We start from the raw sequence: 24,591 nt of genomic DNA, 5'->3' as shown, positions 1-24,591 counted from the left end.
AACGGCGCGTTAGGGATTGGTCATGGAGACCACAGCCCGCCTTCAATTCGCTCGTTTCATCGCCGAAATGCGGCGCGCCTACCGTGTTACCTTCGCGGCGCTGCGCGAGTCCGAGAGCGAACGGATGAGCGATGTCAGGCTGTTCGCGATGACCTTTGCGGGTGGCTTTCTCTTCACGACGCTTTTCATCGCCTAGTCGCGCCGCGCGAGCAGTAGCGCCGCCACCGCGCCCGCAAGGGCGAAACCCGCCGTCAGCAGCAGCGTCCCCGCAATATCGACTCCCGACTGGATCACCGATCCCAAGGCAAGCGATGCGGCGACCATCATCGCGGCGTTGACGACGTTGTTCGCGGCGATCGCGCGTGCGGTCATCGAGGCGTCCACTCGGGTCGTCAGAAAGGCGTAGAGCGGCACGACGAATATGCCCGCGAGCAGGGCGATCCCCAGAATATCACCCAGAACCCACCAGCCGTGATTGGTGTCAAGGAAGGCGGGAATGTTTCGAAGCTCGCCACCGAAGACCGCCTGCGCTTCGACACGGCGCTTGAGGTCCCAGAGCAGAATCGCGATGCCGAGCGCGGCGGGAGCGCTGAAGCGGGCGCTGACCACGCCCTTCAGCAGGCGGTTCACGAGCACCGAGCCGATCGCGATGCCGACCGAAAACAGCGCGAAGACGAGAACGGCGACGCTTTCATCGCCGCCGAGTTCGTTTTTGGTGAGGGGGGGAAACTGTGCCCCGAGCAGCGCGGCGAACGACCAGAAGATGCTGATGGCGACGATGGCGAGCGCGAGATCTGCGCGGCGCATGATGTCGCGTAGCAGATGCCAGGTGGCACGGAAGAGGTTCCAGTCGATGGGCCGGCCCGCCATCGCCTTGGCGGGCGGTGCTGGCGGCATGCGTCCGGCGAACCAGCGTCCGATGGCCGCGGTCACGAGAACGCCGACCGCCCCGATGCCTGCGCTTTGCGATCCATCCGCCTGTTCGACGAGCACGAGCCCGCCGAGGATCGTGCCGGTCAACACCGCGACATAGGTACCCGCTTCGATAAGGCCGGTCCCGCCCAGCACTTCCTCCGCATCGAGATGCTGGGGCAGGACGGCATATTTGATGGGACCAAAGAAGGCCGACTGAGTGCCCATTAAGAACAAGGTGCCAAGGAGAAGCGGAACGGACTGGACGATCAGCCCCACCGCCCCGCCCATCATCACGAGTATCTCGGCAGTCTTGATGTGCCGCGTGAGCATCGCCTTGTCGCGGCTGTCGGCGAGTTGGCCCGCGAGCGCCCCGAAGAGCAGGAAAGGGAGGATGAACAATCCGCCCGCCAGCGCCGAAAACGTCCCCTCGCGCGTGGGGTCGGCGTAGATCGAGAAGATCACCAGCAACACCATGGCCGAGCGGAAGAGATTATCGTTCATCGCGCCGAGGAACTGGGCCCCGAACAAGGGTCCGAACCGGCGTTTCCCAAGCAGGCTGGCAGCGCTTTTCATGACGGAAGCTTAGGGGCGCTTCGTCACCCGGTAAAAAGAAAATGGCGCTGGCCTGCGCTTTTGCCTATCAAGGCGCGCACATGCTGACGCTTCCCAACATCCTGACGCTCTCGCGCATCTTCGCAGTGCCGATCCTCGTGTGGCTGCTGTGGAAGCCGAGCCCTCTCGATTACGCCATCACGTTCGTTCTGTATTCGCTGGTCGGGGTGACCGACTATATCGACGGCTACCTCGCCCGCGCGCAGGGGCAGATTTCGAGGCTGGGACAGTTTCTCGATCCCATCGCCGACAAGATCATGGTGGTCGCCGTCATCATCATGCTGGTGGCGACACGGCGCGTGGCGGACGAACCCGAGCCGGTCATCGCCGGGCTGACGATCATTCCCGCGCTCGTCATCTTGTTGCGCGAGATCATCGTGTCGGGGCTGCGCGAGTTTCTGGGACCGCTCAACGTCTCGGTCCCCGTCAGCCGCCTCGCCAAGTGGAAGACGACGCTCCAGATGCTCAGTCTCGGGGCGCTCATCCTCGGCGGTGCGATCCCGTCGCAGCTGTGGATCCACCAGGTCGGGATCGCGAGCTTGTGGGCAGCGGCGCTGCTGACCTGCATCACCGGCTACGACTATCTGAGGGTCGGCCTCCGTCACATGGACTGAGGCTGCGGATCAGTCGGCGAGCAATTCGGCGATCAGGTTACGGAGCAGATCGGCCAGAAGGCCGAATTCGTCGGCGCGGGGTGAATTTCGGCGCCACGCGAGCGCAATGGTGCGCGCGCCGTTGCTGCTTTCGACCGGACGCGCTTCAACGCCCGTATGCTCGATGATTCCGGCCGCCAGCGCCATCTCGGGGACGAAGGTGAGGCCGAGACCATTGTCGACCATCTGAACGAGCGTGTGCAGGCTCGTCCCCATCATCGCGGCCGACGCGCGGATTTCCGGCCGGTTGCAGGCGGCGAGGGCATGATCCTTGAGACAATGACCGTCCTCGAGCATGAGCAGGCGGCCCTCCTCGATCCGATCGGGCGGAATGGTCGCGAGATCGGGCGCTTCGCCCTTCGGATAGGCGATGAAAAGCCGGTCCGACGCCACCTCGATGCTTTCGACATCGCCGCATGCATAGGGAAGCGCGAGCAGCACGCAGTCCAGCTGGCCGCGATGGAGCGCCTCACAACTCGCCTGACTGGTTTCCTCGCGCAGGAAGAGATCGAGGTCGGGATAGGCCGCGCGCACGCGCGGGAGCAGTTTGGGCAACAGAAACGGGGCGATGGTCGGGATGACGCCGAGGCGAAGGTCGCCGGACAAGGGCTGACCCTCGGCCTGCGCCATGGCGGCAAGCGTCTCGGTGTCGGCGAGCACGGTGCGGGCCTGGGCGACAATCTTCTCGCCCAAGGAGGTGAATCGAACCACGCGGCGGGTGCGCTCGACGAGCGTGGTGTCGAGGATGGTCTCGAGTTCGCGAAGGCCTGCCGACAGGGTCGACTGAGTGACGAAACAATGCTCGGCCGCGCGCCCGAAATGGCCATGCTCGTGGAGCGCCACCAGATATTGAAGCTGCTTGAGGGTAGGCAGGTGGACAGCCATCTTTATTGATCGATTCTCCTGATTACTGCGGCGTCATAGTATTGGAAGGTTGAACCAAACAAGCGCGCGATGATTTGCAGCATGAGCGCTCGCATCCTACATGGGCGCAAACGAGGCGAAGAAGGCGACCCGCATTGGCCAACCGGCTGACACTCTATCTCGACAGCATCAAGGCGCGCGACCCCGCGGCACGCAGCCGGTGGGAAGTGCTGTTCTATCCGGGCGTGCTGGCGCTGGCGCTGCACCGGGTGGCCGAGGATCTGTGGGGGTCGCGGCTCTATTTTTTCGCGCGGATGATCAATCATCTGAGCCGCGCGCTGACGGGGATCGACATCCATCCGGGTGCCCGGATCGGCAAGCATCTCTTCATCGACCATGGCTTCACGGTTATCGGAGAGACGAGCGAGATCGGGGATAATGTCACGATCTACCAGTGCGTCACACTGGGCGGGACGTCGCCATTCGACGGAATCGGAGGCAAGCGCCATCCGACGCTCGAGAGTGACGTCGTGATTGGATCCGGCGCGCAGATCCTGGGGCCGATCACCATCGGACAGGGCGCGCGGATCGGCGCGAACTCGGTCGTGGCCAAGGACGTTCCAGCGGGTGCGACGCTGGTCGGGCCGCTTGCCAAGCCCATTCCGGTCGGTGCCGAAAAGGCGGGCGATTTCATGCCTTATGGAACGCCCTGCGACGAGCTGTCCGACCCGATCGAGAAAAGGCTGTGCCAGATGGAGCGTGAAATGGAGCGGCTGAAGGCCGAACTGCGCGCCAAGGATGATGTCCAAACCGTGCGTGACGAAAGTCGCAGCGCATGAGCGTGGTGATGCCGTTCCCCGCAGGCGGGCAGCAGACCGGCTGGGACCGCGAGGAATTCATGACCATTCTCGACCTCTATGGTCGCATGGTCGCAGCGGGCCATTGGCGCGATTATGCGGTACGGATGGACCGCGACGTCGCGATCTTCGCCTGCTTCCGCCGGACCGCCGAAAATCCCGAAATTCGCATCGAGAAGCGGCCGGCGCTGCGCAACAAGCAGGGCATGTATGCCGTCATCACCGAACAGGGCCAGGTGCTCAAGCGGGGGCACGAGTTGAAGCCCGTGCTCGCCCCGCTCGAGCGGCGCCTCATCAAGTTGGTTGGCGATTGATCGTCGAGGGCTGCACCGAATGCAGGTCGGGCAGTTTCGTCCGCAGGCTTGCCGGTAGCAGTGCCACGACAGCCCCTCGCGCCTGGTGCCAGAAGGCCGACAGCAGCAGCAGGGCCGAACCGATCACGAAGGCGGTCAACGCGATGTTGAGTTCGACCGCCCCGAATTCCTCGAACAGTTCCGTGAGCGCGTAGAGGACATAGGCAAGCCCCGAGACGAGCAGGGCACGGCGGTCGATCGCGAGCGCGGCCAGGCCGAGGATGACGTAGAGCACGATCACGAGCAGCCCTTCGCCGACGCTGGCGCTGCCGTCATTCAGCCCCAGAAGCGTGAAAACCGGATGGACGATGAGCGGTGCCGCCGCGAGATGTAGCCAGAAGGCGACGTCGCTCTTGCGGGTGACGCGCGCAGGATCGGCGCCGTCCCATCGCATCGCGAACAGGAAGATCGCGACACCCATGACGAGCGCAGTCACGAGCAGCGCGCTGGCAAGCACGTCCTGGGACACGCTGTCACCGAGCAAGGCGGCGACAATACTGCCGACAATTACCGCTGCGGCGACGGCTCCGGTCGCGACCGTGACGGGTACCTTGAACCGTTTCCAGTGCAGCCATGCCCCAGCTGCGGCGATGGCAGCGGACACGGCAGCGATGACGGCGATCCAGCGTTCGCCGGGATCATCGACGCTCGCCTCGACGATCAGCCCGAGCGTCAGACCAGAGGCCGCGAACAGTCCGCCGATGAAGGCGAACAGGAAGAGGATGGAGGGGAGCGCCATGCGGCGTTTGGCGGTGAAATAGGTGGCCAGACCCCATGCAGCAGCCGCGACGAGCGCGCCGCCGAGGGGAGAAGGACCATCATTGCCGATGACAAGCTCCGAAGCCTGGCCCAGCCACTGGCCGATCCAGCCAACCGCGAAGAAGAGGATCGCGCCCGCGATGGCGACGAAAATGTCGTTGAATCCGGTGATGAGGCGGAAATGCTCCTCGTCGACGAGGCTCGCGTTTCGCTGCCCGGCGACGAAAGCACGCAAGGCGTTGGCGCTTTCGTTGGTGATTGCGCCGGCGGCAACCGCGTCGTCGACTTCCTGCTGGCTGTACATGATGCACACTCCCCTATTGAAGATCGAACTGGTACACCTTAGTGTATTAGCGAGTCAATACAGTAGGCCGAACGAGCGATGTGCAACCTCTACCGGATGACCGCGACCGTCGACGAAATGCGCAAGCTCTTCGGTGCGTTCGAGGGCGACCGGTCCAACGTTGCGTCGCAAGAAGAGATCTACCCCAAGATGGTCGCGCCGGTGGTCAGGACGGGGTCGGAGGGAGCGCTCATGCTCGACCGGATGGAATGGGGATTTCCCGGTCCCAAGGCTGCGGGAGGTCGTCCGGTCACGAACGTCCGCAATCTCTCTTCACCTTTCTGGCGCTCGGCGCTGGTCAACCCCGAGCGCCGCTGCCTGGTGCCGGTTACGTGTTTCTCGGAGTGGAGCGCGAAGCCCGATCCGGCGACCGGGCGAAAGGTGAAGCACTGGTTCGGGCGCTCGGACGAGGAGCCATTCGCATTTGCGGGGCTGTGGCGTCCGGGAGAGGCAGGAGGCTACTATGCCTTCCTGACTTGCGAACCCAACGAAACGGTCGGTGCGGTGCATCCCAAGGCGATGCCGGTGATGCTCGAGCGCGACCAGCATGACATCTGGCTCAAGGGCGATGCGGAAGAGGCGGCCGCGCTTGCCCAAGCCTATCCCGACGAGAAGATGACGCAATTTGCGTGAAGGAGCGCCACGATGGCCAAGAAGAAGAAAAAGAAGAACGAGATCGTGAGCGAGGCGGAGGCTGCCAAACTCGCGAAGAAGAAAGCGAAGAAAGCCGAAAAGAAGGCGCGCAAGGCCGAGCGCATCGAGGCCGACGATGCGGCAGGCGAAGCGGCAGGCGATGCGTCGAAACGCGACAAGCTCGACGAAGGTATGGAAGCGCTCGGCCGACTGGTCGACCATCCGCTGGTCGCCGACGTGGTCGCGGCGGGTGCCGTGGCGGCGGTGGCGAGCCTTGCGGAAAAGCAGGTGACGCAGGCGCGTGGTGCCAAGGCAGGGTCGAAGGAAACGCTGAAATTCGCGGCCAGGGCTGCCGGCGCCGCGATGGGCGCGCGCTTCATGGCCGAGATGCAGGCCGCCAAGGCGCGGCGGGCCGAGAAGGATTCAGGGAGCGAGAAAGAATAGGTTTACCCGCGCCCGTCCGACCTTCCGGTCGACGACAAGCGTGAAGGGGCCGGGTTCGGTGCTTTCCTTCGCGTCGGTCTCGATCGACAGCCAGCCGCCGGGCGCAACCCAGCCGGCCGCGGCGACCGCTTCGACGACCGCATTGCCGCTTCCGGGTACATAGGGCGGGTCGGCGAACACGATATCGAACGGTCGCGGTGGGGATGGAAGCGCGAGCGCGGAACCGCCGCTGATGCGGGCACGTCTCGAGAGATCGAGGGCCTTAAGATTCGCCTCGATCGCTGCGCGAGCGGCAGGGTCGCTGTCGACGAAATGCGCATGATCGGCGCCGCGCGACAGTGCCTCGATGCCGAGCGCTCCCGAGCCCGCGAATAGGTCCGCCACCGCCAGTTCGCCGAAGCTGCCGATACGGCTGGTGAGCATCGAGAAAAGCGTCTCGCGCGCCCGGTCCGACGTCGGCCGCGTCGCCTGTCCGGCAGGCGCGACGAGAGAACGTCCTCGATATTGGCCGGCAATGACCCTCATAGCGTCTTGCGGAAGTGGAACAGCGTCTCGCGATCGACCTCACGCAGCTGGCTATTGTCGATGTCGTCGAGCCCGAAGGGGCCATAGGCCGTGCGGATGAGGCGCGAGACCTCGAGCCCCAGATGTTCGAGCACGCGGCGCACTTCGCGGTTCTTACCCTCGGTCAGCGTCATCTCGACCCAGATGTTGGCGCCGGTCGACCGCTCGAGATTGGCGTCGATCGGGCCGTAGCGCATCCCCTCGATGGTGATGCCCTCGGCAAGATCTTCGAGCTGCGACTGCTCGACGCTTCCGAAGGCGCGGGCACGATAGGTCCGCGGGACACCGGTTGCGGGCAGTTCGAGCTGGCGCTTGAAGCTGCCGTCATTGGTCAGCAGCAAGAGCCCCTCGGTATTATAGTCGAGACGCCCGACCGGCATGAGGCGCGGGAGTTTGCCGTCACGGGGGAGTGCGTCGTAGATGGTGCGACGCCCCTTAGGGTCGCGTTCGGCGGTCAGACAGCCGCGCGGCTTGTGGAAACGGAACAGTCGGGTTTGTTCGGTCGGGCCGACGGGCTCGCCGTCGACCGTGACGCCGCGCAGATTCTTCACCAGCGTGGCGGGCGTTTCCAGCACTTTTCCGTCGATTGCGATGCGGCCAGCCTCGATCATCCGCTCGACTTCGCGGCGCGAGGCCACCCCTGCGCGCGCCAGGAGTTTCGCGATACGATGCTCGTCCTTCGTATCGCGCGGTTTCGACGATGTTTTTTCGGAACCGGAACGGCCTTTCCGGCGATTGTTGTTTGAGTTCATCTGCCGACCTGTAGGGGCCATCATCCTGTTCGGAAAGTCAAAGCGCGCGATCAAACGCATTCTCGTCGTCGAGGACGAGCCGCTGATGGCGTTTGACAACGAGCAGCGGCTCGAACGCCTGGGCTATGAGGTGGTCGGTACACGCGATACCTACGAGGATGCGCGGCGCGATCTGGAATTCGAGGAGGTCGATCTCGTCATCGCCGACATCAACCTGTCGGGCGACAAGAGCGGCATCGATGTCGCCGAGGTCGCGCACGGACGCTCGGTCCCCGTGCTGTTCGCGACGGGCAATCCCCCCGAGGACTGTGCGATCTATGCGCTGGGCGTGCTCGAGAAACCGTACAGCGACCGACAGCTTAAAGAGGCCGTCGAGGCGATCGACAGCATCATTGCGGGCAAGCGGCCGCGCGAGGTTAAGGGGCTTCGGCTCTATCTCGACCGCTAGGGCGGCGCCGCGCGTCATCGCGCATTCAGCCCCTTTTCCGCAGCCTCCATGCCGCCTAGCGTGAGCGTTTGGGGATGAATCGGGAGCAAGACATTGGTGGACGAATCGGCGAACAAGCCGGGCTGGCGTGACCTGCTCGGGGCTTTGAAGCACCCCAAGACAATCTACATGCTGCTGTTCGGATTTGCCGCAGGGCTGCCCTATTCGCTCGTCTTGGGGACGCTGTACGCCTGGTTGTCCGAGGCCGAAGTCGATCTGGAAACGATGGGTGTCTTCTCGCTCATCGGATTGGCATATGCGTTCAAATTCCTCTGGTCGCCCGCACTCGATCGGTTCGACATTCCGGTCCTCAAGCGCCTCGGTCACCGCAAACAGTGGATCGTGACCGCGCAAGTCCTGATCGGGATTTGCCTGCTGACGCTTTCGATCCTCAACCCGCTCACCCAGCTGGGATGGTTCTCGCTGCTCGCAGGCATGGCCGCCTTCGCGTCGGCAACGCAGGATATCGTGATCGACGCCTGGCGTGTCGATGTCGCCGACGAGGTCGCGACGATCGACATTCTCTCGACGATCTACCAGATGGGGTATCGTCTGGCGGCACTGGCGGGGGGCGCACTGGCGCTCATCCTGGCGGCCCGTATCGGCTGGCCCGAAACCTACGCGATCTTCGGCGGCACCATCTTTCTCATCGGCATCATCGGAATCGGGGCGCCCGACGCGCGCCGAACCCAAGGTCAGATCGAGGCGGCAGCGGACGAACTCAGCGCGCTTCGCCAGCCCGGCCAGCTCACGCCGCGGGCCCGCCGCAACGCGCTGCTGGTCATCGGTGCCCTGTGGGCGCTGGCGCTGCTCATCGTCGGCACGTTCATGGTGATGAGCCTTTCATCCGACTCCGAAGCCCGACCTGACTCGGTCGTCTTCATCACATGGTGGGGTCCGATCATCATGCTGGCGACGATCGTGATTCCGGGGTTGATCGCGGCGTGGCTGGTACGCCGACAGAAAAGGGGTATCGATGTGCTGCACGCTCCGGAGCCCGCAACGACCTCGGGCGAGCGCGCGATGGACTTCGGATACCGGGCATTGGTGCTGCCGCTTACCGAGATCATCGGGCGCCTCGGCTCCTCGGCGGTGCTGGTCATCACCCTGGTGCTGACCTACCGCATCTGCGACGCCATCTGGGGAAGCTTCGCCTATCCCTTCTACCTCGGCGAACTCAATTACACGAACGACGAGGTCGCGGTCGCTTCGAAATTCTTCGGCGTCGGCGCGCTGCTCGTCGGTCTTGCCTTGGGCGGCGTTCTGCTGACGTTGATCGGGCGGATGGCGGCGCTCAGCCTGGGCGCGCTGGTCGCGGCCCTGACCAACCTGCTCTATGCCGACCTCGCCATCGGTGGCGCCACCATGCAGTCTGTCTCCGATGCGATCGGCTTCACGGCACTGGTCACCAGCTTCCCCGGAGGCACTCCCGATCTTGCCAAGCTCATGATTACGATTGCGGGTGAGAACCTCGCGGTGGGCCTCGCCGGGGCGGCCTTCGTCGCTTATCTCTCCAGCATCGTCGCGAAAGGCTATAGCGCCGTTCAATATGCGCTTTTGTCGAGCCTTGCCCTGCTCGTGGGCACCTTGGGGCGAGCGCCGCTTGGCCAGCTCATCGAAGAGCAGGGCTATTATTTCGTCTTCATTCTGACAACCGGGATCGGGATGATCGCCTTCGTCCTCTGCCTCGTCGAGTGGGCGCGCCAGCGTCGTGAGGGGGGGCGCGGAATTCAGAATGCGCCCCCACCGGAAGCGGATTTCGCCTAGTCGGGCGGCGTGCCGTTTGCGTCGAGGAAGGCGCCCGCGAGGTAGAGCGATCCCATGACGAGGACGGTGTCGTCCGGCCCGGCAATGCTTGCGATGCGGTCCAGCGCGGCCGCGAGGTCGGGTGCCGGGCGGCTGTCGGTACCATCGACCATGGCGGCGAGCGCGGTGGGGGCGTGGTGCTCGTGATCGGGCACGGGCACCGCGGTAAAGCTCGCGAGGGTGCGCGCGAAGGGCTGGAGCAGGCGGTGCGGGTCGCGGTTGGCGAGCACCCCCATGACGAGGTGGACAGGGCGGCGGCCAAGCGTCCGAGCGATGGCGCTAGCGGCTTCGCCATTATGCGCGCCGTCGAGATAAAGCTCGATCTGACCGGGAAGGCGGGCGCAAAGGACGCCTTTCTCGATACGCTGCATCCGCGCGGGCCAACGCGCCCACTGGGTCATGAGGGCAAGCGAGGTACGATCGAGCCGTAGAACCTCCTGATGGTCGAGCATGGCAAGCGCGAGCCCGGCATTGTCGATCTGGTGAGGGCCGGGGAGGGCCGGGAGTGGAAGCTCAAGCGCGTCGCGGCCGACGTAGATCATGCGGTCGGCATGGGCGCGGACGCTCCAGTCGCGATCCTGCAGGAAGACCGTGGCGCCCGCATCGACGGCAGCACCGAGGAGCGGGTCGAGCGCTTCCGGGCGCGGACGCTGGATTGCGAGCGGTACGCCTGCCTTGGCGATGCCCGCTTTTTCCCGCGCGATCTCGGGCAGCGTCTCGCCGAGCCAGCGCTGGTGGTCGAGGCCCAGGGCGGCAATGCCGCAGGCCGCGGGCTTCGCGACCACGTTCGTCGCATCGAAGCGGCCGCCCATGCCGACTTCGAGCAGAAGCGCATCCGCGGGCTCGCGCGAAAAAGCCAAAAAGGCGGCGGCGGTCGTGGCCTCGAAGAAGCTGGGCGACAAACCCTTCGCAGCGACCCTGTCGAGCACTTCTTCTAACAGGGAGGCAAGCGCCTCGTCCTCGATCAACCGGCCACCGAGCCGCATCCGTTCGTTGAAGCGAACGAGATGGGGAGAGGTGAAGACGTGAACCCTCTTTCCCACCGCTTCCAGTCCAGCGCGGAGAAAGGCGATGGTCGAGCCCTTGCCGTTGGTTCCCGCGACATGGAAGACGGGCGGCAGCCGGTCCTGCGGATTGCCGAGCGCGGCGAGGAGCGCCTCAATGGGTTCAAGCCGCTGGGCGCTGCGGTCGCCGCCGTGTCCGAGTGCCTCGAGCCGGTCGAGCTGCCGCTGGACGGCCGGATCGTCCGACCGTGCCCCGTCGTGCATCAGGCCGCCTCTTCGGCCTCGGTATCCGGCGCGAGATAGCCGATCAGCTGCCCCAGCCGCTCTTTGAGATCGTGCCGGTGCACGACCATGTCGAGCATGCCATGCTCGAGCAGATATTCGGCGCGCTGGAACCCTTCGGGGAGCTTTTCGCGGATCGTCTGTTCGATGACGCGCTGGCCCGCGAAGCCGATCAGCGCGCCCGGTTCGGCGATCTGGATATCGCCGAGCATCGCATAGCTGGCGGTCACCCCGCCGGTGGTCGGGTCGGTGATGACGACGATGTAAGGGAGCCCCGCTTCCTTCAGCCGTGCGAGGGCGACGGTCGTGCGCGGCATCTGCATCAGGCTCAATATGCCCTCCTGCATGCGCGCGCCGCCCGCGGCGGTGAAGAGGATGTAGGGACATTCGCGCTGGATGGCGGCATCGATGCCCGCGACGATCGCCGCGCCCACCGCAGTCCCCATCGATCCGCCCATGAAGGCGAAGTCCTGCACCCCGACGACCGCGCACTGCCCGTCGATCGTGCCGAAAGCGGTGACGAGCGCATCGTGCATGCCGGTCTTTGCGCGCGCGGCTTTCATGCGGTCGACGTAGCGTTTGTTGTCGCGGAACTTGAGCGGGTCCTCCTTGCCCTCGGGCGCGGGGAGGATGAGCGGTGCTTCGTCGAGAATCTGCGCGAACCGCTCTTTCGAGCCGATCCGGTCGTGATGCTCGCAGCGCGGACAGACATAGCCGTTGTCGGCCCACTCCTTGGTGAAGATCATCGCCTCGCACGCGCTGCACTTGTGCCAGAGCTGATCGTCGCTCTGACGTTTGGGCAGGAAGGGAATACCGTTACGGACGCGGTCGATCCAGCTCATCGCTGCAAAACTCCTTGGATGTTCGGGCGCGGTGCTACGTCGTGCCCGGCCGACTGTCAAAGCGCGTCGAGATCTCCGGCGATGGCCTTGATTGCCGCCTGCGGATCGCTGGCCTCGGTGATCGGACGCCCGATGACGAGGGCCGAAGCGCCATCGCGCACCGCATCCTGCGGCGTGACGACGCGCTTCTGGTCGGCATTCGTCACCGCTCCCTCTGGCCGCACGCCCGGCACGACGAGATAGCCCTCTGGCCAGGCCTTGCGCATCGCTTTCACCTCGAGCCCCGAGCAGACGATGCCGTCGAGCCCCGCTTCGCGCGAGAGATCGGCGAGCCGATCGACGTAGGCGCGCGACTTCATGCCGACACCGCCGCGCTTCAGATCCTCGTCGTCGAGGCTGGTGAGCATGGTCACGCCGACCACCTTGGTGACATCACCCGCGGCCTGCTTGGCAGCGCGCATCATCTCGATCCCGCCCGCGGCATGGACGGTGAGGATGCGCGGACGAAGGTCGGCGATGGCCTCGACCGCTCTGGCGACCGTGTTGGGAATGTCGTGGAGTTTCAGGTCGAGGAAGATGGGCAGACCACGCTCGCGCAGACGTTTGACGCCTTCGCGGCCCTCGGCATTGAAGAATTCGAGTCCGAGCTTGAGCCCGGCCGCGTGGGATTTGACCGCGACAGCGAGATTCTGCGCGACGTCGACGCGCGGCGTATCGATGGCGACGAAAACGGGACTGGTCATGGATGCACTACCTCTAGAAGGGGCTGGTGGGTTCCGGCGGGGGCGCACGGCGAGGTTCGGGTGGCTGGGGAGGGCGATGCGTGTCGACGCTCTCATACTGCGAAAGGCGCTTTTTCAATCGTCCGATCCGCCAGCGATCGACGAGCCAGGTCGGGAGAAAGCCGCCGAGGAAGGTCAGCGCGAGCAGAAGCGGAAGCTTGATCGCCATGCGCTGTCCGCCCCATAGGTCGATCATCACATCGTGCCAGTTGGTCAGCGTCATGACGACGAGGAAGAGCAGGATGGCGCCCAATGCAATCAATCGAACGGTTCGCATGGCGCAGGGTCTTGCCCGAGCGCGGTGATAACGTAAAGCTCGCTTCGACTTGCCGGGCCTTTCGCTCGTGGTCGGACGAAATGTATCGCGAGCGACTGGAGAGAAGGCGCGGGTGACAAACAATTCACGGGTAATGAATCTGGCACTTCCGCTTCTGCTGTTCGCCTGCGTGGTTGGCGGAGCGAAGGTGCTGGGCGCCGAACCGGCGGCGGTGGAAGAAGAAGAGACCAGCGCAGTGGTTCGCGCGCCGCTGGCGCCCGTCCAGGCGGCCGAGCGCGAGAGCATCGACTTCATCGCGATGGATGCGCGGCTCCATCGGCTCATGGACGAGCATGGTCCGATGGTCGCGATGGCGGTGGGCGTGGTCGTCGATGGCGAGATCGCGTTCCTCAAGGGCTATGGCGAGACCGAAGTCGAGGAGGGCGATCCGGTCGATATCGACACCATTTTCCGCTGGGCGTCGGTGTCCAAGGGCGTGGCCGGAACGATGGCCGCCAAACTCGATGCGGAGGGCGAATTGTCGCTCGACGCGCCGATAGCGCAATATGCCGCCTCGCTGCGGCTCCCCGACAACAACCAGTTCACCGCGACGCTTCGCGATACGCTTTCGCATCGGCTCGGGCTATGGCGCAATGCCTATGACGATCGGCTCGAAGAGGGGCAGGACCCCCGCCAGATCCGCCAGCAGCTGGGCGAATTGTCGCAGGTCTGTCCCATCGGCACATGCTGGAGCTACCAGAATGTCGCCTTTGACGCCTCTTCCGAAGCGATCGAAAAGGTCACCGGCCAGACCTACGATACGGTGCTGAAGGAAAGACTTTTCGGTCCGCTCGGCATGACTCACGCCAGCGCGACCCGCGACGGGCTGGTCGAGGCGAAGCGCTGGGCCCACCCGTTCAATCGTGGCGGGCGCGAATATGAGGTCGACCAACACTATTATGGCGTGCCTGCGGCGGGTGGCATCAACAGCTCGATCCTCGATGCAGGGCTGTGGCTCAAGGCGCAGCTCGGCGGGATGCCTAACATCGTCTCCCCCGAGATGTTGGAGGAAGCCCACCGCCCGCTGATCGAGACCCCGGGCGAGATGCGGCGGATGCGCAATTATCGCGAACGCCTGTCGGATGCGCGCTATGGCCTGGGGTGGCGGACGTATGAGTATGCAGGCCATACGATTGTCGGCCATCGCGGGGGTGTCGACGGCTACCGTAGCTTCATTCTCATGGATCCGGCACGCAAGAGCGGGATCGTCGCCTTCTGGAACAGCGACACGGGGCAACCGCACGGTCTCCAGTTCGAGTTTCTCGACATGCTCTACGGGCTGGAAAAGCGCGACTGGCTCGAGCTTGGAGAAGCGGGGGCCTAGAGTCGCTTTCGGAGTCGTTTTCGCAGCGAATCGGTTGCAACCTGCGATTTATCGCGGAAATGGCGGTTTTTTGCCTTTTTGTTGTTTCTCTTCTACAACAGTCCCACTATCGCCCGATCGCTCCCCCTAGACTGGCACCACGCCGTCCCGCCGCTTACGGCCCCACGAGCGATTCCGATATTCTACCCGTCAGCACGCACCGTCCGGTGCGGGCGTCCGCCCAACCAACGCTGACGTTTCCGTTCCCCCGGGCGTCGCAACCGTGAAGCGTCGCCTCAATGCTAGGAGACCTTTTTTGGCCCACCAAACCGAATTCCTCATCGAACGGATGGAAGAAGAACGCGCCAAGGCCGAAGCCGCCACGCTGGCCAAGGTGAAGGAGCGTCACGAACGCGCCGCTGCGAGCTGGGAAAAGCTCGCCAACCGCGCCATCGCCGCCGACAAGCTGCGTGCGGCCGAAGAAATTCGCAAGGCCGAGATGCGCGCCGAGCAAGCGCAGATGCAGCAGCCGATGCCAGCCTGACGAGAGCGCTTCTTAATCGAAGATACGAAAACGGGCGTCCCGACGGGGCGCCCGTTTTTCGTTGAGGCGCGCGCGAGACGGCGGTGACCCTCCGGGCGCCCGAGCGGAAATCTTGCATCGGGGTCCTTCTTGCGCTTTCGTAGCAAACATGGAGGGGGCTATCGTCTTTGCGTCGCTGATCGTCGGCGTCGCGCTGACCGATCTGCTGACGAGCCTGCACCGGCTGCTGCGAGCGCGCGACCGGGTGCGCTGGGACGCGCTGCCGCTCGTCTTCGCAGCACTTGTGGTGCTGAGCGTGGTGATGACCTGGTGGGCGGTCGCGGGCGCGTCGGGCGCAATCACGATCGGCGGCTTCCTGCCGACGCTCGCGACGCTAGTCCTCATCTTCCTGCTGGCGAGTGCGAGCCTGCCCGACGCCGACGGCGAGGGTCCCGCGGCAGGGATTGACCTGACCGCCTTCTGGGCGCGGGAGTCGCGTTACCTTTGGGGGTTGCTGTTCGTGCTCATCGCGCTCGATTTTCTCGAGGACGTCATCATCTACACGGACAGCATTGGCGATGTGGCGATCTATTTCTGGCAGCGCGCGGTCGACACGCTGCTGCTCGGCGCGGTGCTGGCCGCAGCGGTGGCGCGGCGACGCTGGGTCGACTGGGTCGTGCTGGCACTGATGGCGATCGGCCCCATCACTTGGCTCGGCCGGAGCCTCGGCTAACGCCCCGAGCGATCAATCGCTCGCCTGACCGCGAGCGCCAGTCTCGGAAGATTGTACGGTTTGGGCAAAAGCGTGACGCCTTCGTCCAAGCGCTCGTTGTGGACGATGGCGTTGGGCGTGAAGCCGGTCGTAAACAGAACGGCGAGATCGGGGCGTGCCTCGAGCGCCGAGTCCGCGAGGCGGCGACCGTCCATCCGGGGCATGACGACATCGGTGAACAGCAGGTCGATGCGGGCATCACTGGCGACGATGGCGAGCGCGGCCTCGCCGTCGGCGGCCTCGAGTGTAGTATAGCCCAGCGACTGGAGCGCGCTCAGGCTGGTCTCGCGCACGGCGGGTTCGTCCTCGACGACGAGAACGGTTTCGCCCGCGACGGCGTGCGGCAGGTCGTCGCCGTCGACCTTGCTGGCGATCGTTCCGGTCTTCGCCGCACGCGCGGCGCGGGGAAGGTAGAGCTTGATCGTGGTGCCTTCCCCTTCCTCTGAATAAAGCGCGAAATGGCCGCCGGATTGCTTGAGGAAACCGAACACCTGGGACAGGCCGAGGCCGGTGCCCTTGCCGATCTCCTTGGTGGTGAAGAAGGGGTCGATGGCCTTTGCCTGGACCTCCTCGCTCATGCCGGTGCCGGTGTCCGTGACTGCGATAAGAACGAACTGCCCTTCGGGCGCGTCCTCATGTTCTTCGGCATAAGCGCGGTCGAGGTGGCAGTTGCTCGTCTCGATGGTGAGGCGGCCGCCGTCGGGCATGGCGTCGCGCGCGTTGACGGCGAGGTTGGCGATGGCATTCTCGAGCTGGCTGGGATCGACGGTGACGGGCCACAGGCCGCCCGCGAGCACGGTCTCGAGCTGAATCTGTTCGCCGAGCGTCCGGCGCAGAAGTTCGGACATTTCGGCGACCATGCGGTTGCAGTCGACCGTCTCGGGCAGCAGCGTCTGACGACGCGAGAAGGCGAGCAGGCGCTGGGTGAGTTCGGCGGCCTTGTTCGCGCCGAGCATGGCGCGCGAGAGAGCCTTGTCGCGCTTGCCGGCATCAGTGCTGCGCTGCGCCATGTCGACATTGCCGGTGATGATGGCGAGCATGTTATTGAAGTCGTGCGCGATGCCGCCTGACAATTGCCCGACCGCCTCCATCTTCTGCATGTGGCGAACCTGCGCCTCGGCCTCGGCCCTCGCTGCGGCCTCCGCGATCAATTGCTCGTTGGCGGCTTCTAGGTCCCGCGTTCGCGCGCGCACCTGCTGCTCCACCCGGAGGCGGCCGCGTTGTTGCTGCGAAATCAGCAGGGCGACGAGCGCCGTGAGGGCGAGGCCGGTCAGGAAAGTCATCGCCATGCCGGCGACCGGACTGGGAGAATAGTATGAGGGCGTCGGGCTGACGCGGATGAAGAGGCGGTTGCCACCGATGGTCAATTCACGCGTTGCGGGAAAGGGCAGGATCTCCGCGTCCAGATTCTCGAACAGCAATGTCTCGGTCGACGGCTCGCCGCTATACACGCCGACCTCGACATCCTCGTAAAGCGGCTCGTCGGTGATGGTGCTGAAGAGATCGGTTGCGCGCAGCGGCGAGTAGATCCATCCGATGAAGGTGTCCTGACCACCGATCGGTTGGGTAACGGGCATGTAGAGGAGCAGGCCCGCCTGCTTGTTTTCGTCGATTTCCTGCACCAACTCGATCTTGTCCGAGAGCGCGATCTCCCCCGTCTTGCGTGCGCGTTCCATCGCGGCTCGGCGTTTGGCCTCGCTCATCATATCGAAGGCGAGGGCAACACGGTTACGGTCGTTCTGGGGTTCGAGGAAGGTGATGATGGAGTAGCCGTCACGGCTGCCCTCGGGCCAGAGAAATCCGAATGGTTCACCTTGCCGATAGGCGGACGCGAGCCGATTGGCCTCGCCGATGCTGGGTGCATAGACGGCAAAGCCGACCCCGCCGATACCGGGATTGAACCGGGTGAGATTCTGCCTCTCGACATAACGGGAGAAGTCGCGTTCGGTCACGGCATTGGAAGCGCGGAAGAGGGCGGCTCCCCCACGCAGGACGGCGGACTGCAGCGCGAACTTGTTTTCCACCGAGAGTGCGGCGCGGTCTGCAAGACGTTCGAGCTGTTGCGCGTAGCGACGCTGGGAATCCGCGTGGGCGGCCATCGCGGCGATCGCACTCAGCACCAGGCCCGCGACAAAGACGAACAACGGCAGGCGGTAGCGACGCAACAAGGACATGAACGGCAGCGATCCCCGGAATCTCGATCGCTCTGTCAACCAGCCGACACAGAGGCGGTTCCCGCCGTGGAGAACGGCGGCACGCTTGGCGCTCCCCGTCGAGCAGGGTAGGTTGCAGCAATGGACAGCGGTATCGACGATCTAAGCGAAAAGGAGCGTGAGGCACTGCGGCTGCTGCTGGCCGGGCACGATGCCAAGTCGAGCGCGCGCGAATTGGGCATATCGCACCATGCGATCAACGACCGGCTACGGAGCGCACGGCGTAAGCTGGGGACTTCGAGCAGCCGCGAAGCCGCATTGGCGCTGGCCGAAACCGAGGGAGAGACCCCCGAACCGCTCGTGCACAAGCCGTTGGGGGATGATCGCGACTACCCGACGGACGATGACGGTGCCGACGCATCCCTGAAGCGGCGCCTCTCTCTGCGCTCGCCGATGCGCCGGAAAGGAATTATAGTCATGATGTCCATCGCGGATGACGTGTCGCGCGCCGATACGCATCCCGTGCAGTCGGTCACCCCGACGAGCGCGCAATCATCCGCGCCGGCGCTCGACTTCCTCACCAAGCTGGATGCGGGTGACGCAAAGGGTACCTATGCCGCTGCGGCGCCCAGCCTGCGCGAGAGCTACAATTTCGACATCTGGGAACTGGGCGTGCTGATGAATCGCATGAAAGGCGGCGCCGCGCAGCGGACCCTGACCAAGGTCGAGCGCATCGAGAAGCCCGCCAACCCCGATCACGAGCGTCTCGAGATCCTCACGTTCGATACCGCGCGGCTCGATGGCGAGCGACGCATCGAGAGGATCGTCATGGCACGCACGGGCGGTGCGTGGAAAGTCGCAAAGATCGACGTCGACAATCCCGACGCGCAGTAGGCGTATCGCCGTGCGCGGGGGTAGCGGCCCGCGCTTGCTCAGCCCTCGAGATTGACGAAGCTGTCGACGACCCGCTTGCGCCCGGCTTTCTCGAAGTCGATCTCGAGCTTGTTGCCTTCGATGAGTGCGATGGTGCCGTAGCCGAACTTGCCATGGAAAACGCGCTGGCCGAGTTCGAGGTCGTCGCGGCCCTTGTTGCCGAGGGAAACGGCGCTTGCCTTGCTGTCCAACGGTCCGCGGCTGCGGGCGATGAGCTCGCCGCGCGACAGGCGTTCGTCGCCCGCCGAGGAAACGGCGCGCTTGAAGCCGGGGCCACGCGAGGCGGGACGGGCGACATGGGCGAAGGGATCATCGTTGGCGCTGAACTGTGCCTGCCAGAGCGAGGCGCCGCCGGTCATCGTCTGCTCTTCCTCGGTATGATCCTCGGGGATCTCCTCGACGAAGCGCGAGGGAATGGAGCTGGTCCACTGGCCGTAGATGCGGCGATTGGCGGCGTGGAGGACGGTAGCGCGTTCGCGGGCGCGGGTAAGCGCCACATAGGCCAGGCGACGTTCTTCCTCGAGGCTGGCCTGTCCGCCTTCGTCGAGCGCGCGCTGTGAGGGGAACAGGCCCTCTTCCCAGCCGGCGCAGAAGACGACGGGGAATTCGAGTCCCTTGGCGGCGTGGATGGTCATGAGCGTGACGCGTTCGCCGTCGGCGCCGCGGTCGGTGTCCATGACGAGGCTGACATGTTCGAGGAAGCTCTCGAGCGTGTCATATTCCTCCATCGCGCGGGCGAGTTCGGCGAGGTTGTCGAGGCGGCCTTGCGCCTCGGCGGACTTGTCGGCCTGGAGCATGGCGACATAGCCCGATTCCTCCATGACCTGTTGCATGAGTTCGGAGGGTGTCAGTGCCTTGGTCCCGCTCTCCATCACCTGACGCTCGCCGCTATCGGTTGGCATCGGCGAGGTGCCGGCACCGAGCGTGCGCCAGCGGGCGATGTCGGCAACGAAACGCCCGAGGCTCCCACGCGCGCGTGCCTGCAGTTCGTCGCTGTCGAGCAACTGCGCGGCGGCGAGGAGGAGCGAGTCCCCCGTGCGACGGGCGAACTGGTGGATGGTCGCAACGGCTTTGTCGCCGAGACCGCGTTTCGGGGTGTTGACGATGCGGTCGAAGGCGAGGTCGTCCTGCGGCTGGTGGACGAGGCGCAGATAGGCGATGGCGTCGCGGATCTCGGCACGTTCGTAGAACCGGAAGCCGCCGATGATCTGATAGTCCATGCCGATGGCGATGAAGCGCTCTTCGAACTCGCGGGTCTGGTGCTGGGCGCGCACGAGGATCGCGACGTCGTTCAACGACCGGCCTTTGGAAACCTGGTTCTCGATCTCCTCGCCGACGCGGCGCGCTTCCTCGGGGCCGTCCCACACGCCGATGACGCGGACCTTGTCGCCCATGCCCGCTTCGGTCCAGAGCTGCTTGCCGAGACGCCCGGAATTGTGCGCGATGACCCCGCCCGCGGCTGCGAGGATATGGCCGGTCGAGCGGTAGTTCTGCTCGAGGCGGACGATCTTGGCGCCGGGGAAATCGCGCTCGAAGCGCAGGATGTTGGACACGTCGGCGCCGCGCCACGAATAGATCGACTGGTCGTCATCGCCGACACAGGCGATGTTGTTGTCGGGCGCGGCGAGCAGCCTCAGCCATTCGTACTGCGACGCGTTCGTATCCTGATATTCGTCGACGAGCAGATATTTGAAGCGCTTCCGCCATTCTTCGAGCACATCGGGATGCTTCTTGAAGATCGTGAGCATATGCAGCAGCAGGTCGCCGAAGTCGGCAGCGTTCACGGCCTTCAGCCGTTCCTGATATTGCGCATAGAGGTCGCCCGCCTTGCCATCCCCCCACGCCTGGGCGTCGGCGGGCTCGATATGGGCGGGGGTCAGGCCCTTGTTCTTCCACTGATCGATGAGCCCCGCCAGCGCGCGCGGCGGCCAGCGCTTGGGGTCGATCTGCGCAGCTTCGACGAGCTGCTTCAGCAGGCGTAGCTGGTCGTCGGTATCGATGATGGTGAAATTGCTCTGGAGGCCGACCAGTTCGGCGTGACGGCGGAGCATCCGCGCGCAGACGCTGTGGAAGGTGCCGAGCCAGGGCATATTGTCCACCGCACCGCCGGTGATCTCGGCGACGCGCTCCTTCATTTCGCGGGCGGCCTTGTTGGTGAAGGTGACGGCGAGGATCTGACTGGGCCAGGCGCGGCGCGTGGCGATGAGGTGGGCGAGGCGAGCGGTGAGCGTGGCGGTCTTGCCCGTGCCCGCACCCGCGAGGATGAGCACGGGGCCGTCCAACGCTTCGGCGGCCTCGCGCTGAGCGGGGTTGAGCCGCGCGAGATAGGCGGGCGGCGGCGTGTCGCCGGAAGGTTCGGGAGATACGGATTCGGTCACGCGTGACAGGTAGGGCGAGCGGAACATTTGGGCAACCCGGACGGATCACCCGTCCGACGCGTTCGCGTGGCCCTTGCGAATCGGCTTGGCGCGGGGTAGGGGGCCTGCAATTCTGCCGTCGTGCCCGCGAAATTCGCCACTTACGCACGATATCCCCGTTATCCACAGGCAGAAACATCCTTTAAGCGATTGGAAACCTTGCCGCTTCCGCCCATAAAGAATGGGTGATCGGGACGAAGCGCCCGGCCTTCTTCGGAAGGAAGGGATCGCAAGTTCCGATCTCCGCCGGCAGGCGATGAGATGCGGCGACCGGGGGAGCCCGGACGGTCTTCGGACCGAAAGGGTGTCGAACCCAGCTGCCACCATCTTGGACCAGCCGGTTTGAGAGGCGCCGGAAGAACCAGGGGTGCCTGACGCAGCTGCGCTGCTTTCGCCTTCGGGCGACGGGAGCGATGGGCGCGACAAGGTCCCTGGTCCAAGAAGGGCCGCCACGAGCCACTCGGAGGCGCATCGCTTGACGGTGCGGCTGTCGAAGACGCCGGAGCAGAAGTCATCGTGAGTGCAAGCTCGCAATGACGTCATGCAAAGGCTGCTACGGGAGAGCCCCTGTATGGGGGCAGACCGGATGGTAACGAGCGACGCCTGAGCAGGCGCGCGAGGATGGTCGAGGTGGCCGAAAGCCTTCGGGCGGACGGCAAACCGGACCAACACCGGCAAAGTTGCTCGGCGCATGTGGGGATCAGAAGCTCTGCTTCTGGTCCCCATTCTCGTTTGGGGCGGGTTCGACGATTATCGGAAGGCACGAGGTAGGGTGAAGTCCCGCATCGCGGTTGACTGCAGTTCGCGACGGCGGAGAGGGTTGCGGGGTATCGGAACTCTTCTAGGATGATGTCCTGGGCGGCCGCCCGTCAGTGAGGCGTCAGGATGCATTATGCAGATCTCCAAACACTCTCTAACAGTATGCACTCTTGTCATGGCGATGGCGTTTTCCGAGCCAGTTCTCGCGCAAGAGGTGATCGCCGTCCCGGCGCGTCCTATCCAACCCACGGCGATCATCGGGTCCGAAGATTATCCCGCCGAAGCGCTCCGTAATAAAGGAGTCGGATCAGTGCGCGTCCTGGTCGACGTGAACGCCAAGGGCGGCGTCAGTGATTGCACCGTGATGCAGTCGAGCGGCAGTCGCTCACTCGACCGGATGACCTGCGCGGAAACGCGTCGGAACGCTCGTTTCCATCCCGCGCTCGATTCTTCGGGAAGGGCGGTCACATCGACCTACCTCATGCCGACGATCACTTTCGCCATTCCCGGAAAAATACCCGAGCCAAAGAAGACGATCCTGAATGAAACGCTGTTTCCCGAACAACTCGAGCCGATGGAAATCTGGTTGGATGTGGCAGAGAGGGGCGGCGTAGAGCGATGCACAGCCGTGGTTGGGGGTTTGTTGCGCGAATGTGCTCCGTGGCAGCGCTGGGTCGAGGCCGTCGAGATCGAAGGCACCGCGAGCGAGATGGCGGATAAGGCATTGGTCATCACCTTCGCGATCGAGCGCAACACTACGCTGAACGCCTTTATGGAAACCGCGGAAGAACGCTGGTCCGCGCGCGGAAACGGTCTGACGCTTGCTTATATCGACAACGGGAGTTTCATGGGCTGCGCAGGTCGTGCGCCAACGTCGATTGACGGCAATTCAGTTGCGATGGGGATGGCGGCGGTGTCCTGTCCGCACACCGTCGAAGACGGCAAGCCCAACCTGCGCCTTCCGCCGCCCGGAGCCGAGCGAACAGTCATCTACCGCGTCGTGCACGACCGCCCGCTGTCGGAATGGCCGGGGACGGAAGGACAGGCCGTGCAGTGACCCTCCTCGCCGTTTTAGCGACGCTCGCAATCGCGCAGGAGACGCCGCCTCAGCCCACGGATCCGGGGCTTGCCGCGCTCCCGCGGGGAAACCTCTCCGGCATCTTCACGGTGAACGATTATCCCGCCGAGGCGCTGTCAAACGATTGGGAGGGGGTCGTGCATGCGCGTCTGACGGTCGATCCCGAAGGATCGGTTTCGGGCTGCGAGATCATTGAAAGCAGCGGGCATGCGCTGCTCGACGACACGACCTGCGCCATTCTGCAGGAACGCGCGCGCTTCGAACCCGCGCGCAATTCGCTCGGGGAAAAGGTCAGCGCCACCTTTGCCGCTCCTCCCATCGAATGGCGAAAAAAGCGTGAATCGCGCAGTATCATCCTTCCGGCGCTATCGTTCGCTCTTTCAGAAACGCTGGACGTGGATGCCTGCGCGCTGTGGTTCAGAGGCGACGGCGAGACGGTCGTCCGGCCCTGCTCGAGCGGACATCTGGGTTTCGCCGAGCAGGTCGCGGATGGTTTTTTCGACGATCAGGCCTTCGCGGAGGGGGTCTGGACGGCCCGGGCCATGTGGGGCGAAATTCCATTCTTCGAGATGTTCGACGCTTCATCGATGCCGGACGCCCAAATCGTCCGCGAGCAGCGTTACGACCTCGTTATGGAAGCGGCAGAAGTAACCTCATGCGCTCTTTCGTATCATTATCCGGCTAGCAATGATCTGAGCGTGTGTTCGTCGGACATCCGCCCCATTCCCTGTCGCATTCCCCAGCGCGCGCAGGCGGCATTCTGCGACGGGCCTATCGTCTACCGCATGGTGCTGGCGCGCGACCATTCGGATCTCGCCGGATCGGTGATCGAACGCGCGCGCGATGGGCGGTTCGATGGGTTGCCGAAGTATGTGGAGTGAAAGGCCGCAGCGGCATCGCTTCGTCGGCTAGATCGAGATGCGATCCGACCTGGCGCCGTCGGCCTGTTCGATGATGCGCCTCAGCTTCTTGATCGTTTCCTCGAGAAGGATCAGCGCTTCATCGACCACGAGATGCGCCATGGCGCTGATCTTGCGCCCATCGAGTTCGCGATTGATGATGACGGAAACCTTTTCGTCGCACTCGGCGAGGCGATCGAGCAAAGTGGCAAAGTCATCGTTGGCCGGAAGGTCAAAGGAGTCGAGCGAGCAGCAAGTCGCGCATTCGGCAATGCCGACCTCGCCACCGACCTCCTCGATTGCCTCTTCGAACCGGGCAACCAGACCGGCGCGATTCGACGCGCAGTGCGACAATAATTCGGACAGTTGGCGATTCTCGATTTGCGCGGCGACGTGACGATAGCGCTCTTCCGTCAGCGCGCCATAGAAGCGCACGACATCGAGCATATAACTGTCGTCCTTGTCGGGCACCGAAACTCCGTCATC

At 64.5% G+C, this 24,591-nt stretch carries 26 protein-coding genes; 14 read left to right on the top strand and 12 right to left on the bottom strand.

Annotated features, from left to right (window positions below; all coding sequences use genetic code 11):
• Nucleotides 1-22 precede the first annotated feature (22 nt).
• Nucleotides 23-196 (top strand): hypothetical protein, encoded by a 174-nt coding sequence (locus tag WJS89_RS03835; protein WP_346339599.1) that lies wholly within the window; start codon nt 23-25, stop codon nt 194-196.
• Here the strand turns inward: WJS89_RS03835 and WJS89_RS03830 are convergent.
• Entirely contained in the window at nt 193-1,488 is a 1,296-nt protein-coding gene (locus WJS89_RS03830; RefSeq protein WP_346339598.1) for an MFS transporter, read from the bottom strand. The two genes, WJS89_RS03835 and WJS89_RS03830, sit on opposite strands and share 4 nt — an antisense overlap.
• A gap of 80 nt (nt 1,489-1,568) precedes the next feature.
• On the opposite strand from WJS89_RS03830, the gene pgsA reads away from it, so the two are divergent.
• Nucleotides 1,569-2,141: a CDP-diacylglycerol--glycerol-3-phosphate 3-phosphatidyltransferase gene (pgsA, locus tag WJS89_RS03825; protein ID WP_346339597.1), complete on the top strand. Its 573-nt coding sequence runs from the start codon at nt 1,569-1,571 to the stop codon at nt 2,139-2,141.
• 9 nt (nt 2,142-2,150) lie between these two features.
• Here the strand turns inward: pgsA and WJS89_RS03820 are convergent, their stop codons facing one another.
• Nucleotides 2,151-3,065: a LysR substrate-binding domain-containing protein gene (locus WJS89_RS03820; protein ID WP_346339596.1), complete on the bottom strand. Its 915-nt coding sequence runs from the start codon at nt 3,063-3,065 to the stop codon at nt 2,151-2,153.
• A 134-nt stretch (nt 3,066-3,199) separates the two neighbouring features.
• On the opposite strand from WJS89_RS03820, the gene epsC reads away from it, so the two are divergent.
• Nucleotides 3,200-3,883 (top strand): serine O-acetyltransferase EpsC, encoded by a 684-nt coding sequence (gene epsC / locus WJS89_RS03815; protein ID WP_346339595.1) that lies wholly within the window; start codon nt 3,200-3,202, stop codon nt 3,881-3,883.
• On the top strand, nt 3,880-4,215 hold the full coding sequence (locus WJS89_RS03810; RefSeq protein WP_346339594.1) for a DUF2794 domain-containing protein: 336 nt from the start codon (nt 3,880-3,882) through the stop codon (nt 4,213-4,215). The genes epsC and WJS89_RS03810 overlap by 4 nt, the downstream gene beginning before the upstream one ends.
• Here the strand turns inward: WJS89_RS03810 and WJS89_RS03805 are convergent.
• A complete protein-coding gene (locus WJS89_RS03805) occupies nt 4,196-5,317 on the bottom strand; it encodes a hypothetical protein (RefSeq protein ID WP_346339593.1) in 1,122 nt (373 codons plus the stop codon). The two genes, WJS89_RS03810 and WJS89_RS03805, sit on opposite strands and share 20 nt — an antisense overlap.
• 78 nt (nt 5,318-5,395) lie before the next feature.
• On the opposite strand from WJS89_RS03805, the gene WJS89_RS03800 reads away from it, so the two are divergent.
• Together WJS89_RS03800 and WJS89_RS03795 are read left to right on the top strand one after the other, a co-directional pair.
• Entirely contained in the window at nt 5,396-5,989 is a 594-nt protein-coding gene (locus WJS89_RS03800) for an SOS response-associated peptidase (RefSeq protein WP_346339592.1), read from the top strand.
• A 12-nt stretch (nt 5,990-6,001) separates the two neighbouring features.
• Nucleotides 6,002-6,433 carry a hypothetical protein gene (locus tag WJS89_RS03795; RefSeq protein ID WP_346339591.1) on the top strand — a complete coding sequence of 144 codons (432 nt, stop codon included), beginning with the start codon at nt 6,002-6,004 and terminating at the stop codon, nt 6,431-6,433.
• Here WJS89_RS03795 and rsmD read toward each other — a convergent pair.
• Together rsmD and WJS89_RS03785 are read right to left on the bottom strand one after the other, a co-directional pair.
• Nucleotides 6,413-6,958 (bottom strand): 16S rRNA (guanine(966)-N(2))-methyltransferase RsmD, encoded by a 546-nt coding sequence (gene rsmD / locus WJS89_RS03790; protein ID WP_346339590.1) that lies wholly within the window; start codon nt 6,956-6,958, stop codon nt 6,413-6,415. The two genes, WJS89_RS03795 and rsmD, sit on opposite strands and share 21 nt — an antisense overlap.
• Entirely contained in the window at nt 6,955-7,749 is a 795-nt protein-coding gene (locus WJS89_RS03785) for a pseudouridine synthase (RefSeq protein ID WP_346339589.1), read from the bottom strand. Before WJS89_RS03785 ends, rsmD begins: the two co-directional genes overlap by 4 nt.
• Between WJS89_RS03785 and WJS89_RS03780 the strand changes: the two genes are divergently transcribed.
• Both WJS89_RS03780 and WJS89_RS03775 read left to right on the top strand, forming a co-directional pair.
• Nucleotides 7,736-8,197 (top strand): response regulator, encoded by a 462-nt coding sequence (locus tag WJS89_RS03780; protein ID WP_346339588.1) that lies wholly within the window; start codon nt 7,736-7,738, stop codon nt 8,195-8,197. The genes WJS89_RS03785 and WJS89_RS03780 overlap by 14 nt on opposite strands.
• A 96-nt stretch (nt 8,198-8,293) precedes the next feature.
• Entirely contained in the window at nt 8,294-10,003 is a 1,710-nt protein-coding gene (locus tag WJS89_RS03775) for an AmpG family muropeptide MFS transporter (RefSeq protein WP_346339587.1), read from the top strand.
• On the opposite strand, the gene WJS89_RS03770 is transcribed toward WJS89_RS03775, so the two are convergent.
• The 4 genes from WJS89_RS03770 to WJS89_RS03755 are packed head-to-tail and all read right to left on the bottom strand — an operon-like array spanning nt 10,000 to nt 13,229.
• On the bottom strand, nt 10,000-11,310 hold the full coding sequence (locus WJS89_RS03770) for a bifunctional folylpolyglutamate synthase/dihydrofolate synthase (protein WP_346339586.1): 1,311 nt from the start codon (nt 11,308-11,310) through the stop codon (nt 10,000-10,002). The genes WJS89_RS03775 and WJS89_RS03770 overlap by 4 nt on opposite strands.
• Nucleotides 11,310-12,170, bottom strand: coding sequence for an acetyl-CoA carboxylase, carboxyltransferase subunit beta (accD, locus tag WJS89_RS03765; protein ID WP_346339585.1), 861 nt, complete (start codon nt 12,168-12,170; stop codon nt 11,310-11,312). Before accD ends, WJS89_RS03770 begins: the two co-directional genes overlap by 1 nt.
• A 56-nt stretch (nt 12,171-12,226) precedes the next feature.
• The gene (pyrF, locus tag WJS89_RS03760) at nt 12,227-12,913 is read right to left on the bottom strand and encodes an orotidine-5'-phosphate decarboxylase (RefSeq protein WP_346339584.1); all 687 of its coding nucleotides are present in this window, start codon (nt 12,911-12,913) and stop codon (nt 12,227-12,229) included.
• Nucleotides 12,914-12,926: 13 nt separating this feature from the next.
• Nucleotides 12,927-13,229 carry a hypothetical protein gene (locus WJS89_RS03755; RefSeq protein ID WP_346339583.1) on the bottom strand — a complete coding sequence of 101 codons (303 nt, stop codon included), beginning with the start codon at nt 13,227-13,229 and terminating at the stop codon, nt 12,927-12,929.
• 133 nt (nt 13,230-13,362) lie between these two features.
• Here WJS89_RS03755 and WJS89_RS03750 point away from each other — a divergent pair, with 133 nt between their 5' ends.
• The 3 genes from WJS89_RS03750 to WJS89_RS03740 all read left to right on the top strand — a co-directional run bounded on the left by WJS89_RS03750 (nt 13,363) and on the right by WJS89_RS03740 (nt 15,827).
• Nucleotides 13,363-14,592 carry a serine hydrolase domain-containing protein gene (locus tag WJS89_RS03750; protein WP_346339582.1) on the top strand — a complete coding sequence of 410 codons (1,230 nt, stop codon included), beginning with the start codon at nt 13,363-13,365 and terminating at the stop codon, nt 14,590-14,592.
• Between the two features lie 295 nt (nt 14,593-14,887).
• A complete protein-coding gene (locus WJS89_RS03745) occupies nt 14,888-15,115 on the top strand; it encodes a hypothetical protein (RefSeq protein WP_346339581.1) in 228 nt (75 codons plus the stop codon).
• Between the two features lie 148 nt (nt 15,116-15,263).
• Nucleotides 15,264-15,827: a hypothetical protein gene (locus WJS89_RS03740; RefSeq protein WP_346339580.1), complete on the top strand. Its 564-nt coding sequence runs from the start codon at nt 15,264-15,266 to the stop codon at nt 15,825-15,827.
• Here WJS89_RS03740 and WJS89_RS03735 read toward each other — a convergent pair.
• A complete protein-coding gene (locus WJS89_RS03735; RefSeq protein ID WP_346339579.1) occupies nt 15,824-18,040 on the bottom strand; it encodes a CHASE domain-containing protein in 2,217 nt (738 codons plus the stop codon). The two genes, WJS89_RS03740 and WJS89_RS03735, sit on opposite strands and share 4 nt — an antisense overlap.
• Nucleotides 18,041-18,160: 120 nt before the next feature.
• On the opposite strand from WJS89_RS03735, the gene WJS89_RS03730 reads away from it, so the two are divergent.
• Nucleotides 18,161-18,913, top strand: a complete 753-nt coding sequence (locus tag WJS89_RS03730) for a helix-turn-helix domain-containing protein (RefSeq protein WP_346339578.1) — start codon at nt 18,161-18,163, stop codon at nt 18,911-18,913.
• Nucleotides 18,914-18,951: 38 nt separating this feature from the next.
• Here WJS89_RS03730 and WJS89_RS03725 read toward each other — a convergent pair whose 3' ends face one another.
• A complete protein-coding gene (locus WJS89_RS03725; RefSeq protein WP_346339577.1) occupies nt 18,952-21,330 on the bottom strand; it encodes an ATP-dependent helicase in 2,379 nt (792 codons plus the stop codon).
• Between the two features lie 973 nt (nt 21,331-22,303).
• Here WJS89_RS03725 and WJS89_RS03720 point away from each other — a divergent pair.
• The gene (locus WJS89_RS03720; RefSeq protein WP_346339576.1) at nt 22,304-23,185 is read left to right on the top strand and encodes an energy transducer TonB; all 882 of its coding nucleotides are present in this window, start codon (nt 22,304-22,306) and stop codon (nt 23,183-23,185) included.
• Nucleotides 23,182-24,087, top strand: a complete 906-nt coding sequence (locus WJS89_RS03715) for an energy transducer TonB (RefSeq protein ID WP_346339575.1) — start codon at nt 23,182-23,184, stop codon at nt 24,085-24,087. Before WJS89_RS03720 ends, WJS89_RS03715 begins: the two co-directional genes overlap by 4 nt.
• Before the next feature lie 27 nt (nt 24,088-24,114).
• On the opposite strand, the gene WJS89_RS03710 is transcribed toward WJS89_RS03715, so the two are convergent.
• The gene (locus WJS89_RS03710) at nt 24,115-24,576 is read right to left on the bottom strand and encodes a hypothetical protein (RefSeq protein ID WP_346339574.1); all 462 of its coding nucleotides are present in this window, start codon (nt 24,574-24,576) and stop codon (nt 24,115-24,117) included.
• Nucleotides 24,577-24,591: the final 15 nt, after the last annotated feature.

This window comes from Sphingomicrobium aquimarinum, assembly GCF_039655735.1.
GTDB lineage: Bacteria > Pseudomonadota > Alphaproteobacteria > Sphingomonadales > Sphingomonadaceae > Sphingomicrobium > Sphingomicrobium aquimarinum.
The sequence above is the reverse complement of the archived record's forward strand: the minus strand, read 5'-3'. Positions and strand labels throughout refer to the sequence as shown.